The organism is Longimicrobium sp. (assembly GCA_036389135.1).
Taxonomy (GTDB): domain Bacteria; phylum Gemmatimonadota; class Gemmatimonadetes; order Longimicrobiales; family Longimicrobiaceae; genus Longimicrobium.
Genome location: DASVQP010000120.1, coordinates 1 through 14503 on the forward strand (window position 1 = coordinate 1; position 14503 = coordinate 14503).

Genomic DNA, 14503 nt, shown 5'->3' on the forward strand with positions numbered 1-14503 from the left:
CTGCGAAGTCAAGGCGGAGTAGAAATCCATGTACAACATGTTTTCGGTGAATCCAACGATTTTGGATACGAAAGTCCAGCAATGGCGCCAATTCCGTCTCTCGCGTGTAGCTTTCACTGTCGAACGCCTACTGTGTGAGGCGCTTTTTTTGAGGAATCGAAACCCATGACCGATTCCGCGAACCCGCTCGGCCACGGCTGGGGCCTCACCGTAGCGCAGGCGCGCGAGCTGCAGCTTGCCCTGCGCGAGCGCATCGAGCTGCGCGCGCCGCCGGACTTCCGCCCGCGCACCATCGCCGGCGCGGACGTCTCGATGGAGAAGTTCGCGAAGCGCGGCTACGCGGGGATCGTGACGCTGGACGCCGCCACGCTGGCGACGGTGGAGGAAGCGAGCTCCGCCGCCACGCTCCAGATGCCGTACATCCCCGGCTACCTCTCCTTCCGCGAGCTTCCCCCGCTGGACGACGCCTTCCGGAAGCTGCGGATGAAGCCCGACGTGGTGATCTTCGACGGGCAGGGGCTCGCGCACCCCCGCCGCTTCGGCATCGCGTGCCACGGCGGGCTGCTGTGGGACGTCCCCACCATCGGCTGCGCCAAGTCCATCCTGGTGGGCGGGCACGACGAGCCGGGGTGGGCGCGCGGATCCACCGCCCCGCTCGTGCACCAGGGCGAGACCGTCGGGGTGGCCCTGCGCACCCGCGACGGCGTCAAGCCCGTGTACGTCTCTCCCGGCCACCTCATGGACGTCGAGACGGCCGTGCGCATCGTCCTCTCCGTCTCGCCCAGGTACCGCGAGCCGGAGACCACCCGCCGCAGCCACCGCCTGGTGAACGAGATAAGGCGGGCGGACAGCGGGCCCGGCGGTTGAAACCGCTGCAACAACCGCGGGAAACCTGCCTTCGCAGGTTCCGGGGAGCGGGGCACCGGCGCGGCATCGCCGGGGGATGAATCCCCCGGCTGGAACCACGCGAAGACGGCTGAAGCCGTCTCGTTCGTGGCCGGTTGTGGTGCACGCCCGTGATGGATCAGTGCAGCGCTCACGGAGTTCTCCCCCTCTCCGCCCTGCGCCCCCGCAGGCGTGGGAGGGGGCCGGGGGGAGGGGGCCCGCTGCACCACGCACCAACGCACTAACGCACTCCCTTCCGCCCCCCGCCCCCGCGCAATATCCTCCCGGCACCCTTCCTGCCGCACCTCCGGTCAGAATCCGCCGGCCCGGCGCGTTCCACCCCGACAATTCAGAGCCCGTAGCCATCTTGCCTCCGATGTACGACGAGGAAGAGCCGTTGAATCCCACGAAGCTCTTCCTGGAGCACTACGACGGGCTGTACCGCTACCTGGTGCGCCTGACGGGCGACCCGGACCTGGCGGCGGACGCGGCGCAGGAAGCGTTCGTACGCCTGGTGGAGCGGCCACCGCAGGACCGCCACGTGCGGGCCTGGCTGTACGCGGTGGCCACCAACGTGGTACGCGACACCGCCCGCGCCCGTGCGCGCTGGCTCACGCTGCTCCGCGCGACGCCCGAGAGGGCGCCCGTGGGCGACATGGGCCCGGCGCCGGACGCGGCTACCGAGAGTGAGGAACGCCGGCGCCTGGTGAGGGCCGCGCTGGACCGTCTTTCGTGGAAGGAGCGCACCGTGCTGCTGATGCGCGAGGAAGGCTTCGCGCATCACGAGATCGCCGACGCGGTGGGGACCACCACCGGGTCGGTGGGAACCATGCTGGCACGCGCGCTCAAGAAACTTTCCGCGGAGCTCTCTCCCTCAACCGAGAGCCTTCGATGAGCTTTGTGATCGGTCCGCGCACCCATCTGGGTGAGACGGACCTGCTTCGATACCTGGACCGGCAGCTCGACCGCGAAGCGCTGCGGCACGCGCGGCACCACCTGGCGCAGTGCACCGCCTGCGCCGCGCAGCTCGCCGAGCTGGAGCGGCGCTCCGCCACCGTCAGCGCGCTGATCGGCGAGCTGCCGGTGCAGCTGCCCGATTCCGGAAAGCGGGCCGTGGCGCTGGCCGCCATGGACCGCGCCCGCCTGCGCAGCTCGGCCACCGGCCCGCTCAGCGGCAGGGTGCTGCTGCGCGCGGCCGCCCTCTTCATGCTGGGGCTGCTGGGGGCGTTGTCCACGCAGCCCGGCCGCGCCTGGGTCTCCGACCGGGTGGAGGCGGTGGCCGGCGACAACCCCGGACCGGTGCTGGCGGGCGTCCTGCGCATGCTGGACGGCGACGAGCCGCCCCCGCCTACCGCCGCCGCGCCGCCGCCCGTGGAAGGTGTGCGCACGCAGCGCCCGGCCGCCACGCCGCGGGAGCGCGTGCAGGTGCAGTCGCGCCGCACCGTGCCGCCCGGGACCACCGCGCCGGTGAAGTTCACCCCCAGCGGCCCGGAAGTGACGATTCGCTTCGAGACGCTGCAGCGAGGCGGCACGGCCACGCTCTGGCTGCGCGACGTGGAGGATGCCACCGCGCAGGTCACGAGCGGACATCGCGGCGAGCGGATCGTGCCGGTGGAGGGCGGCGTCCGGGTGCAGAACCGGGCGAGCTCCCGCGCGCACTACATGCTCACCGTGCCCGTGTACTTCCGGGTGCTGCGCGTGCAGGTGGGCGACGGGCCGGAGACGCTGATCCCCGTCTCCAAGTCCAAGACCGACTGGATCTGGACGATCCCCCTGCAGGCGAGCGCCGAGCCCTCGTCCGCGGACAAGGACCACAACTAGTCCCCGCGAATGCAAGCCGCCCCCTCCCCCGGGTAGTTTGGGGGAAGGGGGCAGCGAGGTGACGAGCGGGGGAGGGGGCCTTACCGGCTGCGCGTGCTGCTCATCCGCAGCTTGTACGCGCCGACGCCGCCCGCGCCCAGGGAGCTGGCGCGCACCACGTAGTCGCCGTCCTCCGGGAGGGTGACTTCCAGGTGCGAGTTGGTGCCGTCCGGGCCGTCGTCGTTGCTGGAGATCTCCTCGAAGCGGCCGTTCACCATCCGCCCCACAGCCACCACCGTGTCGAAGGCGTCGGACGACATGGTGAAGGTCATCGGCGCGTCCTTGCTGCCGCGGAAGCTCCAGTAGTCGTACAGCGCGCCGTCGTCGGCCTCGGCGTCGCCGTCCTCCAGCGCGCCCTCGGCGTCCGTCTCGGGGCGCAGCGCCTGCGGGGTGGCGGGGCGGCTCGCCGGGCGCTCGGTCACCATCAGGGTGTACGGCCCGGTGTCGCTCCCCACCGAGTTGGCGCGCAACACGTACTCGCCCGCCTCGTCCAGCGTCACCCGCATCCGCGAGTTGGTGCCCTCGCCCGCGCCATCATCGTCCGTGGACTTGGAGACGAACTCGCCGCCCGTCATCCGGCCCAGGTTCAGAAAGGTGTCGAAGGAGTCGGACTTCATCTCGATCGACAGGCGCTGCCCCGGGCGGCCGGTGAGGATGTAGCTGTCGTAGAAGGTGTCGTCGTCCTCCAGTATGGCGTCGGTCTCGGCGAGCGAGCCGGTCACCGTCTCTCCGATGCGGATGGGTCGGGGTGCGCCGGTGGAGGTGCGCGGGGCGTCCGCCAGGCTGAGCGTGAAGGCGCCCGTCTTCTCCGGGTCCAGCGACTGCGCCACCAGCAGGTACGTGCCGGCGTCTTTGGGGGTGAAGCGGATGCGCGCGTCGGTCTCGCCGCCGTGATCGTCGTCTTCCTTGAGGACGTCGGTGATGCCGCCCACGTTGCGCGCCACGCGCAGGTACGCGTCGAAGTCCTTGGAGCGCATGGTGATGACGTAGGGGCGCCCCGCCGCGGCTTCGAAGCGGTACACCTTGAAGCGGCCCCGCTCGGTGGGGGTGGGATCGGCCTCCGCCAGCGTGCCGTTGACCGTCTGCCCCGGGCGGATGGCGGGGTGGTTGGCCTGCGCCACCGCGGGAGCCGCCGCGCCCGCCAGGAGGAGCGCCGCCACGGCGCCACATCGAATCGCGTTCATCGTCTTCTCGTTCCGGGGGAAGTGGGTGGCGGCCATCGGGGCCGCCGGTCGGGGAAGGGTCACAGCCGCTCGACGATCAGGGTGTACGCCCCCGTCTCGCCACCGGTGAGGGTGTTCGCGCGGATCACGTACGTGCCGGCGCGCGGAAGGGTGATCTCGATCCTGGCGTCGGTGCCGCCGCCTTGGTCGTCGTCGGTCTGGATGGACTCGAAGCTCTCCCCCGTCCCCTGCCCGACGGAGAGGAAGGCGTCGAAGTCCGTCGATCGCATGGTGATGCGCAGCCGCTCGCCCGCGCGTCCCTCGTACACGAAGGCGTCGTAGTAGGAGTCGTCGTCCGCCTGAGCATCGCTGTCGGAAAGCTGGCCGTTGACGGTCTGGCCGGCGCGGATCGCCTGCGGCCGCGGTGCCGGCGGCGGCGTGTAGGGGCGCAGGGCGATGGTGTACGCGCCCGTCTCGCCGCCGCTGACGGAGTTGGCGCGGATGACGTAGTCGCCGTTTTCCGGCAGCGTCAGGCGCACGCGCGCGTCGTTCCCGCCCGCCCCGTCGTCGTCCATCTCCAGGACGTTGAGCTCGGTGCCGTCGAGCTGCCCCACCGACAGGTGCGAGTCGAAGGCGGTGGACCGCATCACCACCTCCACCTGCTCGCCCCGCCGGCCGGTGAAGCGGAAGTGGTCAAAGTACGAGCCGTCGGCCATCTTCGGGTCGGATGCGGCCAGCGCTCCGCTCACCGTCTGCCCCGTGCGGATCGGCGCGGCGACGGCGGCGGGGGTGGGCGCGTCCTCGTCGTCCTCCTCCTCGCCCCCCGCTTCGACGGTCAGGGTGTAGGCGCCCGTCTCCCCCCCGCTGAGCGAGTTGGCGCGGACGATGTAGTCGCCGTCCGCCGGAAAGGTGATCGCGAGGCGTGCATCGGTGTCGCCCGCGCCATCGTCGTCGCTCTCGATCTCGTCGAACTCGCCGCCTTCCATGCGCCCGACCGCCAGGTAGGCATCGAACGCGGAGGAGCGCAGGGTGAAGGTCACGCGCTCGCCCTGGCGGGCGCGAAAGGTATACAGGTCGTAGTGCGAGTCGTCGCCCGCCGTGGGGTCGGTGGCGGAGAGCTCGCCGCGCACCGTCTGACCTACGCGGATGGGGGCCTGGGCGTGCAGCGGAAGCGCGAGGACCAGGACGGCCCCTGCTGCCAGCAACGAAGTTCTGAGCATCGTTCGGGGGATCGTGGTGAGGTCGGGCGGGGCGGAGGTGCCCGGACGGCGGTGGGTGTGCCACGGAATCCCGCCGCAGCTTTCGCCAATCTAGCGCCCAGGGGAAGAAAGAAAAGGCTTCTCTCCGGCTGCCGGCACCGCCGCGGGATGAATCTCTCGGCTGGAACGACTGCACCGGGGGCTGAAGCCCCCGGCTGAAACCACGGGAAGCCGGCTGAAGGCGGCTTGAGAAACGCGGCATCCCCATTTCTGTCATCCTGAGCGACGCGCTTCTGCGTCCTCGCCTCCGCTCCGTGATTTGGCGCGGAGCAAAGGATCTACTGCGCGTGACGAGGGGCCGGGCGTGACGTGCCGTTCCCGGCGGCTCCGGCTAGATCCTTCGGTCGCCGCAGGAGTCCAGAGTGCGACCCCCGGCATCCGCGGGGCGGCTCTCTCAGGATGACAAGCGGTATTGCGCGCCGCCTGCGCAAACGAACCACGCCCCGAACGGCCGAAGCTGTCCGGGGCGTGGTGGATGTGCGGATGATGCGCCGGCTACGCGATCATCAGCATGGGGTCTTCGAGGTAGCTCTTGAAGGTGCGGAGGAACTCCGCGCCGGTGGCCCCATCGATCACGCGGTGGTCGCAGGTGAGGGTGACGCGCATCCGCGGACGGATCTGCATCTCGCCGTCGACGGCTACGACCTTGTCCACCGAGGCGCCGATGGCCATGATCGCGGCCTCCGGCGGGTTGAGCACCGCGGTGAACTCCTCGATCCCGAACATCCCCAGGTTGGAGATGGAGAAGGTGGAGCCGGTGTACTCCTCCGGCTTCAGCTTCTTCTCGCGGGCGCGCCCGGCAAGCTCCTTCACCTCGCGGCTGATCTCCGCCACGCCCTTGCGGTCGGCATCGAAGATCACGGGGGTGATGAGCCCCTCCTCCACCGCCACCGCCACGCCGATGTTGACGCGGTCGTTCATGCGGATGGTGTCGCCCTGCCACGACGCGTTGACCCACGGGTGCCTGCGCAGCGCCCCGGCCACCGCGCGGATCACCAGGTCGTTGGGGGACACCTTCACCCCGTCGGCGGCGAAGCGCTCGTTGATGCGGCCCCGCATCTTCATGGCCTCGCCCATGTCGATCTCGACGGTGAGGTAGAAGTGCGGGACCGGGCCGCTGGACATCGAAAGCCGCTTGGCGATGGCCTTCCGCATCTGCGACACCGGCACGTCGCGCCCACCCGCCGCCGGCTGCGAAGCTGCGGCCTGGGGCTGCGGCGCCGGAGCCGCGGCCTGCGGCTGGGCCGGCTGCTGCTGGGCGCCGCCCGCCTGCATCGCCGCCTCCACGTCGCGGCGGATGATGCGGCCGCCGGGGCCGCTGCCGCGCATGGAACCGACGTCTACACCGGCATCGGCCGCCATGCGCCGGGCCAGCGGCGACGCCTTCACCCGCCCGTCGCCACCGCCCGCGGGCGCGCCGCTCTCGGCCTGTGCGGCGGGGGCCGGAGTGGCGGGAGCGGCCGGCTGAGCCGGAACCTCTTCCGCCTGCTGAGCCGCAGGCGCTGGAGCGGCCGGTGCGGGCGCGGCGGCTTCGGGAGCCTTTGCGGGTGCCGCCGGCGCGTCGCCGCCGCCGGTGAGCGCCGAGACGTCCTCGTCCGCCGCGCCGATGACGGCGATCACCACGCCTACGTTGGCCGTGTCGCCGTCGCCGATCATGCGCTTGCGCAGGACGCCGGAGCCGCGCGCCACCAGCTCCATCGTCGCCTTGTCGGTCTCGACCTCGGCAAGGACGTCGCCTTCCTTGACCTCGTCGCCCTCGTTCTTGAGCCAGGTGCTGATCCGCCCTTCCTCCATCGTGGGGGAGAGGGCTTCCATGTAGACTTTCGTGGCCATTTCGAGCTTCCGTTGAAAGAAAGTCCTAAGTCCTAAGTGCCAAGTGCTGAACAGCGATGTGTTCACTCAGCACCTGGCACTTAGCACTTGGCACTATCGGTACAGCACCCGGTTCACCTTCTCCACCACCATCTCCGCGCTCGGCTTGGCGGCGCGCTCCATCGCCTTGGCGTACGGCATCGGCACGTCGGCCTGCGTTACGCGGAGGATGGGGGCGTCCAGCTCGTCGAAGGCCTCTTCCTGGATCAGCGCGGCCACCGTGGTCGTGATGCCGCCGAACGGCCACCCTTCCTCCAGCAGCACCACGCGGTTCGTCTTGGCGACGGTGCGCATGATCGACTCGGTGTCCAGCGGGCGCAGTGAGCGCAGGTCCAGCACGTCGGCCTGGATGCCATCCTTCTCCAGCTGCGCCGCCGCCTGGAGCGCCACGTGGATCATCTTGCCGTGCGTGATGATGGAGACGTCGCTCCCCTCGCGCTTCAGGTCCGCCACGCCCAGCGGGATGATGAAGTCGTCATCCTCGGGCACCTCGCCCTTGATGTTGTACAGCATCTCCCCCTCGAAGACGCACACCGGGTCGTCGTCGCGGATGGCGGCCTTGAGCAGCCCCTTGGCGTCGGCCGGGGTGCCGGGGACCACCACCTTGACCCCCGGATAGTGGGCCACCTGCGACTCCAGCGCCTGCGAGTGCTGCGCGCCCAGCTGCAGCGCCGCGCCGCTGGGCCCGCGAAACGTGATGGGGATGTTGAACTGGCCGCCGCTCATGCTGCGCATCTTGCTGGCGGCGTTGAAGATCTGGTCGAACGCCAGGATCGCGAAGTTCCACGTCATGAACTCGATCACCGGCCGGATCCCCGTCATCGCCGCGCCCACCCCCAGCCCCGCGAACCCGAGCTCGGTGATCGGCGTGTCCACCACGCGCAGCTCGCCGAACTGCTCCAGCAACCCCTTCGACACCTTGTACGCGCCGTTGTACACGCCCACCTCTTCCCCCATGAGGAAGACGTCGGGATCGCGCTGCATCTCTTCAGCGAGCGCTTGGTTGAGCGCCTCGCGATAGGTAATCACTGCCATTCGTTCATCTTCAGTTAGAGTGCCTAGTGCCCAGTGCCTAGTGCCTAGTAACTGCGGTCAAGCGATTTGCGCAGCGCGACGAGGATGCGCGTCACCTCGGTGCACGCTTCTATCAATGCCGCAGCTTCCTCGGGGTGGACATAACCGAGATCTGCCGCGAGGTACAGCTGGCTCCGGACCTCGCCCGCCGATCCTCGAGCGAACGTCAAAAAGCGCGCGAACTCGGGACGACTGTTCCGATCAAACCCCTCCGCGATGTTCGACATCACGGACACCGCGGCCCGCTGTATCTGGTCACGCAGACCGAAGTCTTTAGCGAATTGACCCTTCGGCGTAACTCGGTACACCTGCACACACAGCGCCCTGGCCTTCTGCCACGCAATCAGCTCCTCGAAGCGCGAGACTTTCATCCGCGCTCACTAGGCACTGGGCACTAGGCACTGGGCACTGCAGTTCACCGATTCCTCATGTCGAAGTAGAGCCGGCCGTTGACGTTTTCTTCGGCGTAGATCTCGGTGTAGAGCTCGTCCACCGCGGGCTCGGGCGACTTCTCGGCGAAGTCGGCGGCTTCCTCGGAGATCTGCTTGACCTCCGCGTCCATCTTCTCCAGCTCCTCCTGCGACAGGATGCCGGTGCGCGAGAGGAGGTCGGCGAAGATGCGGATCGGGTCCTTGGCCTTCTCGCGCTCCACATCTTCCTTGGTGCGGTACACGCCGGAGACGGGGTCGGACATGGAGTGGCCCACGAAGCGGTAGGTGCGCGCCTCAATCAGCGTGGGGCCCTCGCCGGCGCGGGCGCGGTCATGGGCTTCCTTGGCCACGCGGTACATGTCCAGCACGTCCATGCCATCGGCCACGGCCGAGTTCATGGCGTAGGCGGTGGCCTTCTGCGAGATGTCGTAAAGCGACGAGGCGCGCTCCCACGCGGTGCCCATGCCGAAGCGGTTGTTCTCCACGATGGTCACCAGCGGCAGCTTCCAGAGCGCGGCCATGTTCAGCGACTCGTGGAAGGCGCCCTGGTTGACGGCCGCCTCGCCCAGGTACACCTGCATGACGCGGTCTTCCTGGCGGTACTTGATCTTCCACGCCACGCCCAGCGCCAGCGGCACCTGCCCGCCCACGATGCCGTGGCCGCCCAGGTAGTTGTGCTCGGCGCTGAACATGTGCATGGAGCCGCCCTTCCCCTTGCTGCACCCGTCGGCACGCCCATACAGCTCGGCCATCACGGCGCCGGGGGTGATGCCGCACTGCAGCGCGTGGACGTGCTCGCGATACGCCGTCATCACGTAGTCGTCCTTGCGCAGCGCGTGGATGGCGCCCACCGCCACCGCCTCCTGCCCGATGTACAGGTGGCAGAAGCCCCCGATCTTGCCCAGGGCATAGCTTTCCGCCGTCTTCTCCTCGAAGCGGCGCCCCAGGAGCATGTCCCACATCATCTTGCGGAGCTGCTCGGGCGAGAGCCCCTGCATGCGCTCCTCGTCGCTCAGCTGGGGCTTCTCCGACTGCTGCCAGGCGCGGTCGGGTCCGGGCTCGCCGCTCGGGGTCGTCTGCGCCTCGGCCGCTTCGGAGGCGGGGGCCGCCTGGTCTTCGCGCGGCGCGGGGGCGGTCATGGTCTTCGTCTCAGGCATCGTTTCTATCTCGCGAACCGTTCGGATGTCCGGGTTCGTAAGGGGGCATCAAGCCCCGCGCCCAGCGGGCGGGAGCACGTCCTGGTAAATCTCGGCCATCGCCAGCGTGCAGCCGAGCGACTCCAAGCGGACCTCGTCCTCCATCCGCTGGTAGACCGTGCAGCTCCAGCTCTCGTCTTCTTCGCGTCGGTACAGCTCCACGCGCGGCTCCTTCTGCACTACGAACAGGTACTCGCGCAGCGAGGGAATCAGCCGGTAGCCGTCCTTCTTCTTCCCCCGGTCGTGCCGCTCGGTGGAGGGCGACAGCACCTCGACCACCAAGGACGGGTTGAGGAGAACATCGTTGCGGTGGTCCTTGAACCGCCGCTCTCCGCAGACCACGCTCACATCCGGGTACGCCGTTTTGCGCGATGCATCGAACTGCACGCGCATGTCGCTCATGTATGGCCGGCAATCCGTCCCACGCAGCCTGTTGTGGAGCGCCGCGAAAATGTTACCCGTGATGACTACGTGCGGCTCCGGTGCGCCGGACATCGCCACGATCTCGCCGTCCCAGTACTCACTCTTGTACTCGGCGGCGCGCTCACGGACGAGGTACTCTTCCGGCGATACACCCGGATAGGTGATGGTGCTCATCGGGCCTCCGCCAGACCGGGTGCAAGCAAGTCCGCGACTCGATCGTAGACGTCCGCCAGACGGATGGTGCACCGTGGCCGGTCGAGCTCGACCACCGCATCCAATCCCCCGGCCTCGCGAAACAGCCACCGACGCTCGTCCAGCCGGGTATACCACTCCACCTGTGCTCTGCGCGTGCTTACCAGCACAAAATGGTTCACCGACGGGATTTTGCGATACAGCTGCCACTTCCGTCCCCGATCATACCCCTCGGTCGCGGGCCAGAGCACTTCCACGACGATCGCCGGGTTGAGGAGCGAGTCGTCGTGGTCATCCTCCGTCTCCGCGTGCCCGTCTACCGCTACCGCGTCCGAGTACAGGTAGTTGGGCTCGCAGGGAACCCGGATGCGGAAGCCTCCCGGGAACACCTCGGCGTCTGAGCCGTGAAGGGCGTCGTGCAACGCGACCATGATAGCGGTGGCGACCAGGCCATGCACACGCGACGAGTAACGCTCCTCACCGATCGCACCGTCCACGTACTCGTGCGCCGCCTCGGAGGCGCGCTCGAACGCCAGGTACTCCTCCGGCGTGACGCGGGTCGTGGGGGCGGCGGCGGGAAGCATGGGCTACAGGCTCCCGAGCTGCACGAGCGCGGGGGCGGGGCGCACCGGCGGGGCGCCGATGGCGCGCAGCGCGGCTTCCGCGGGGTCGATGACGACGGCGGAGTCCACGTCGGCCTCCAGGATCTCGGTGATGGTGCCGGGGCCCTGCGCCACAATGGTGCGCGCCTGCTCCTTGGCGTGGTACGACGACCGCACCAGCGGCCCGCTCTCCACGTGCCCGAAGCCCAGCTCCCGCTCGCCGATCTCCTTCCAGTGGCGGAACTCGTCGGGCGTCACCCAGCGGTCCAGAGGGACGTGGTGCTGCGAGGGGCGCAGGTACTGCCCGAGCGTGAGCACGTCCACCGACGCGTCCCGCAGGTCCCGCATCGACGTGTAGATCTCCTCCTCCGTCTCGCCCATTCCCAGGATGATGGCGCTCTTGGTGAGCTGCCGCGGGTTCATCCGCTTGACGGCGCCCAGCATGGAGATGGAGCGCCAGTAGCGCCCGCCCGGCCGCAGGTGCTTCGACAGCCGCTCCACCGTGTCGATGTTGTGCGCCAGGATCTCGGGCCCGGCCTCGACCACGATGCGCAGCGCCGTCTCGTTCCCCTTGAAGTCAGGGACGAGCACCTCGACGGTGCACCCCGGCTGGCGCGCGTGGATCTGGCGAATGACTTCCGCGTAGATCTCGGCGCCGCCGTTCTTCAGCTCGTCGCGGTTCACCGAGGTGACGACGGCGTGCTCCAGCCCCATCGTCACGACGGAGTCGGCGACGCGGCGGGGCTCGTCCTGGTCCAGTTCGGTGGGGAGGCCGTGGGCGACCGCGCAGTACTTGCAGGCCCGGGTGCACACGTCTCCCAGGATCATGAAGGTGGCGGTGCCGCTCTCCCAGCACTCGCCGATGTTGGGGCAGTGGGCCTCCTCGCACACGGTGTGGAGGCCCTGGTCGCGCATGAGCTGCTTGAGGCGCAGGTAGTTGGGGCTTCCCGGCGCGCGGACCTTGAGCCACTCGGGCTTGCGCGCGCGGTGCTCCAGCGGCTGCTGTCCCTCCAGCAGGGGCACGTTCACCGTCCCCTTGCTCTTTACGACCCCGTTGTCCTTGCCCTGCGGCGCGTACCCGCGGGTTCCCTGCTGGGGTGCTTCGACGCTCATCTATCCCTCTCGCCCTTCGCGTTTTGCGCTCTCTCGTCATGCGAGGCCGGGCGACGCGCGCCCAAGCCCCCAATTGTACCCCGCTGTGCCGATTTGGGCAAACGGGGAACGAAAGTGCGTGAGTGCGTTGGTGCGTGAAGTGCGCTCAAAGCCGCGCGGACCCCCGCCCTTTGTCATCCTGAGGGAGCCGCCGCATCCCACGCCCGCGCCGCACACCGCACCCCTGCGGCGACCGAAGGATCTAGCCGGAGAGGCAAGAGGACGGCGAGTAAATGGCGGCCTCCTCGGCACGGGCAGTAGATCCTTCGCTCCGCGCCACACGACGGCGCACGAGCGAGGACGGAGAAGCGCGTCGCTCAGGCTGACAGATCTTTCGCCGCCGCACCAACGCACTTCACGCCCCGTTCCCCTCCCCCAGCCCATGCTCGCGAAGCTTCCGGGCCAGCGTGGGCCGCGAGATGTCCAGGATGCGGGCGGCGGCGCTGCGGTTGCCGCGCGTGAGGCCCAGCGTGAGCGCCACGGCCTCGCCCTCCACCCGCTCCAGCGTCTTTCCTTCGGCGGGAATGTGGATGACGGCGGCCGGGGGGGACGACGTGTTGGAGAGGCCCGAGCGCGCGGTGCGGTGCAGGACGATCAGGTGCTCGGCGCGGATGACCTCGTCGCCGGCGAGCTGTGCGGCGCGCTCCACCACGTGCCTCAGCTCGCGCACGTTGCCCGGCCAGGGGTGCGCCTCCAGCGCGGCGAGCGCCTCCTCGTCCAGCGTCATCTCCATTCCGCGATCGGCGGCGGGGCCGCGGAGGAAGAGCTCGGCCAGGATGCGGATGTCGCCGGGACGGTCGCGGAGCGGCGGGAGATCCACGCGCGCCGGCGACAGCGCCGCCAGCAGCTCGGCATCCAGCGTCCCGGCCTCGAGCGACACCTCCGGCGGGGCGGATGCGGCCACGATCACGCGGCACTGCACCCGCACCGGCGAGTCGCCGCCCTCGCGCACGATGGTGCGCTCGCGGATGGCGGCGGCCAGGCGCTGCTGGAGCGGGAGGGGGAGGCGCGTGACGTCGGAGACGAACAGCGTACCGGCGCCCGCCAGCTCGATGAGGCCGCGGCGCGGGGGCGGCGCGTCGGCCATGAGCGACGGATGGGTGCCGAAAAGCTCCGCCGCCAGGAGAGGCTCGGGAACGGCGGCGCAGTCGAAGGGGAGAAACGGGTCGTACGGCGCCGCGGAGTAGTGGATGCCGCGCGCCAGCAGCTCCTTTCCCGTACCCGCCTCGCCGGCCAGGATCACCCCCGATGCTCCAGACGCCACCGCGGCGCAGGCTCGCTCCACCGCGTCCCGCATCGGTGGACTTTCTCCCACGATGGCTTGCCCGCCCAGGGCCAGGAGCCCGTCCGTGCTTTCGGTTCCGTCGTCGCTCATCGCCCCTCGTGCCGGTGTTCCGTGCGGGTCGCCGCGCCCCGAGGCGGCAAGAAGCGCGCCCCCTGCGGCTTATTTACCTTGCGCCGCGAGGTGGGAGCAAGGGCGTGGATCTCACGCGGCACCGCGGAGTCGCGTGAGGTCCGCAAGTGCACGGCTCCCAGGGGGAAATCCGCGTTGCCTACCGCATCTTCTTCATGATCGTCTTGGCGGTGCGGATCACCACTCCGCGCGGCGAAACGCGCACCACGTAGGTGCTGAGGCGGTTGACGAGGCCAGGGGTGATGGTGCGCTGGCCGCGTTCGAGCGCGCCCAGCGCGGCGGCGACCACCTGCTGCGGCGTGCGCAGCCCCACGGGATTGTCGCCGAAGACGGTGCCCGCCACGTCCTGGAACTCCGTGGCTACGGGGCCGGGGTTCAGGGTGACGACGCGCACGCCCGCCTCGCGGTTCTCCTCCGCCAGCGCTTCGGAGAGGGCGACCACGAACGCCTTGCTTGCGGCGTAGGCGGCCAGGTAGGGGATCGGCTGGTAGCCGGCGATGGAGGCGACGTTGATGATCCCGCCCTCCCCGCGCGGGCGCATGTCGCGCACGGCGAAGTGGGCCAGCTCCAGCAGCGCCGTGCAGTTGACGCGCACCATCTCCGTCTGCCGCTCGGCGGGGAGCTCGTCGAAGCGTCCCTTGAGCCCGAAGCCGGCGTTGTTGACCAGGAGGTGGAGGGGCCGCCCGTCGCTAGCCTCCAGCCAGAGGACGCCGGCCGCGCCAGGCTTGGCCAGGTCCACGGGCACGACGGCCGTCTCCACGCCGTGCTCGGAGCGGAGGGCGGCGGCCAGCGCCTGCAGCCGGTCTTCGCGGCGCGCGGCGAGCACCAGGTTCATCCCCCGACGCGCCAGCGCCCGCGCGAACTCCTCGCCGATGCCGGAGGACGCGCCCGTGACCAGCCCCCAGCGCCCGCGGTACTCCCACGCTCCACCCATCCCGTCCTCCCCGTCGTCGCGGTTGCACGCGTGCCCGCCGAGCGGC

13 protein-coding genes and 1 pseudogene are annotated in these 14503 nt (G+C 69.7%); 3 read left to right on the plus strand and 11 right to left on the minus strand.

Translation table 11 applies throughout. From position 1 onward, the window contains the following. The first annotated feature begins 165 nt into the window (after nucleotides 1-165). From nfi to VF584_24310, 3 genes are all read left to right on the plus strand, one after another. The gene (gene nfi / locus VF584_24300) at nucleotides 166-867 is read left to right on the plus strand and encodes a deoxyribonuclease V (protein ID HEX8213319.1); all 702 of its coding nucleotides are present in this window, start codon (nucleotides 166-168) and stop codon (nucleotides 865-867) included. A 415-nt stretch (nucleotides 868-1282) separates the two neighbouring features. Further along, nucleotides 1283-1780 (plus strand): sigma-70 family RNA polymerase sigma factor, encoded by a 498-nt coding sequence (locus VF584_24305; protein HEX8213320.1) that lies wholly within the window; start codon nucleotides 1283-1285, stop codon nucleotides 1778-1780. Further along, complete coding sequence (locus tag VF584_24310) at nucleotides 1777-2706, plus strand: hypothetical protein (GenBank protein HEX8213321.1); 930 nt, start codon at nucleotides 1777-1779, stop codon at nucleotides 2704-2706. The genes VF584_24305 and VF584_24310 overlap by 4 nt, the downstream gene beginning before the upstream one ends. An 80-nt stretch (nucleotides 2707-2786) precedes the next feature. On the opposite strand, the gene VF584_24315 is transcribed toward VF584_24310, so the two are convergent. The 11 genes and pseudogenes from VF584_24315 to VF584_24365 all read right to left on the minus strand — a co-directional run bounded on the left by VF584_24315 (nucleotide 2787) and on the right by VF584_24365 (nucleotide 14457). Further along, nucleotides 2787-3929, minus strand: coding sequence for a hypothetical protein (locus VF584_24315; protein HEX8213322.1), 1143 nt, complete (start codon nucleotides 3927-3929; stop codon nucleotides 2787-2789). A gap of 59 nt (nucleotides 3930-3988) precedes the next feature. Further along, on the minus strand, nucleotides 3989-5128 hold the full coding sequence (locus VF584_24320) for a PPC domain-containing protein (protein HEX8213323.1): 1140 nt from the start codon (nucleotides 5126-5128) through the stop codon (nucleotides 3989-3991). Between the two features lie 534 nt (nucleotides 5129-5662). Continuing rightward, the gene (locus VF584_24325; protein HEX8213324.1) at nucleotides 5663-7000 is read right to left on the minus strand and encodes a pyruvate dehydrogenase complex dihydrolipoamide acetyltransferase; all 1338 of its coding nucleotides are present in this window, start codon (nucleotides 6998-7000) and stop codon (nucleotides 5663-5665) included. A 93-nt stretch (nucleotides 7001-7093) separates the two neighbouring features. Further along, nucleotides 7094-8077 (minus strand): annotated as a pseudogene (locus tag VF584_24330) (pyruvate dehydrogenase complex E1 component subunit beta). 41 nt (nucleotides 8078-8118) lie between these two features. Continuing rightward, the gene (locus tag VF584_24335; GenBank protein ID HEX8213325.1) at nucleotides 8119-8484 is read right to left on the minus strand and encodes a four helix bundle protein; all 366 of its coding nucleotides are present in this window, start codon (nucleotides 8482-8484) and stop codon (nucleotides 8119-8121) included. Nucleotides 8485-8528: 44 nt separating this feature from the next. Next, on the minus strand, nucleotides 8529-9701 hold the full coding sequence (gene pdhA / locus VF584_24340) for a pyruvate dehydrogenase (acetyl-transferring) E1 component subunit alpha (protein HEX8213326.1): 1173 nt from the start codon (nucleotides 9699-9701) through the stop codon (nucleotides 8529-8531). Nucleotides 9702-9749: 48 nt separating this feature from the next. Continuing rightward, nucleotides 9750-10337: a Uma2 family endonuclease gene (locus VF584_24345; GenBank protein ID HEX8213327.1), complete on the minus strand. Its 588-nt coding sequence runs from the start codon at nucleotides 10335-10337 to the stop codon at nucleotides 9750-9752. After that, complete coding sequence (locus tag VF584_24350; protein HEX8213328.1) at nucleotides 10334-10939, minus strand: Uma2 family endonuclease; 606 nt, start codon at nucleotides 10937-10939, stop codon at nucleotides 10334-10336. The genes VF584_24345 and VF584_24350 overlap by 4 nt, the downstream gene beginning before the upstream one ends. A gap of 3 nt (nucleotides 10940-10942) precedes the next feature. Next, a complete protein-coding gene (lipA, locus tag VF584_24355; protein HEX8213329.1) occupies nucleotides 10943-12070 on the minus strand; it encodes a lipoyl synthase in 1128 nt (375 codons plus the stop codon). 394 nt (nucleotides 12071-12464) lie between these two features. Further along, entirely contained in the window at nucleotides 12465-13484 is a 1020-nt protein-coding gene (locus VF584_24360) for a sigma 54-interacting transcriptional regulator (GenBank protein HEX8213330.1), read from the minus strand. Between the two features lie 178 nt (nucleotides 13485-13662). After that, nucleotides 13663-14457, minus strand: coding sequence for an SDR family oxidoreductase (locus VF584_24365; protein ID HEX8213331.1), 795 nt, complete (start codon nucleotides 14455-14457; stop codon nucleotides 13663-13665). Nucleotides 14458-14503 lie beyond the last annotated feature (46 nt).

Coding starts and splice junctions, on each gene's coding strand:
- VF584_24350 (HEX8213328.1), bottom strand. CDS start 10,939: ATGCTTCCCGCCGCCGCCCCCACGACCCGCGTCACGCCGGAGGAGTAC.
- nfi (HEX8213319.1), top strand. CDS start 166: ATGACCGATTCCGCGAACCCGCTCGGCCACGGCTGGGGCCTCACCGTA.
- VF584_24365 (HEX8213331.1), bottom strand. CDS start 14,457: ATGGGTGGAGCGTGGGAGTACCGCGGGCGCTGGGGGCTGGTCACGGGC.
- VF584_24345 (HEX8213327.1), bottom strand. CDS start 10,337: ATGAGCACCATCACCTATCCGGGTGTATCGCCGGAAGAGTACCTCGTC.
- VF584_24335 (HEX8213325.1), bottom strand. CDS start 8,484: ATGAAAGTCTCGCGCTTCGAGGAGCTGATTGCGTGGCAGAAGGCCAGG.
- VF584_24310 (HEX8213321.1), top strand. CDS start 1,777: ATGAGCTTTGTGATCGGTCCGCGCACCCATCTGGGTGAGACGGACCTG.
- VF584_24325 (HEX8213324.1), bottom strand. CDS start 7,000: ATGGCCACGAAAGTCTACATGGAAGCCCTCTCCCCCACGATGGAGGAA.
- pdhA (HEX8213326.1), bottom strand. CDS start 9,701: ATGCCTGAGACGAAGACCATGACCGCCCCCGCGCCGCGCGAAGACCAG.
- VF584_24320 (HEX8213323.1), bottom strand. CDS start 5,128: ATGCTCAGAACTTCGTTGCTGGCAGCAGGGGCCGTCCTGGTCCTCGCG.
- VF584_24315 (HEX8213322.1), bottom strand. CDS start 3,929: ATGAACGCGATTCGATGTGGCGCCGTGGCGGCGCTCCTCCTGGCGGGC.
- VF584_24360 (HEX8213330.1), bottom strand. CDS start 13,484: ATGAGCGACGACGGAACCGAAAGCACGGACGGGCTCCTGGCCCTGGGC.
- lipA (HEX8213329.1), bottom strand. CDS start 12,070: ATGAGCGTCGAAGCACCCCAGCAGGGAACCCGCGGGTACGCGCCGCAG.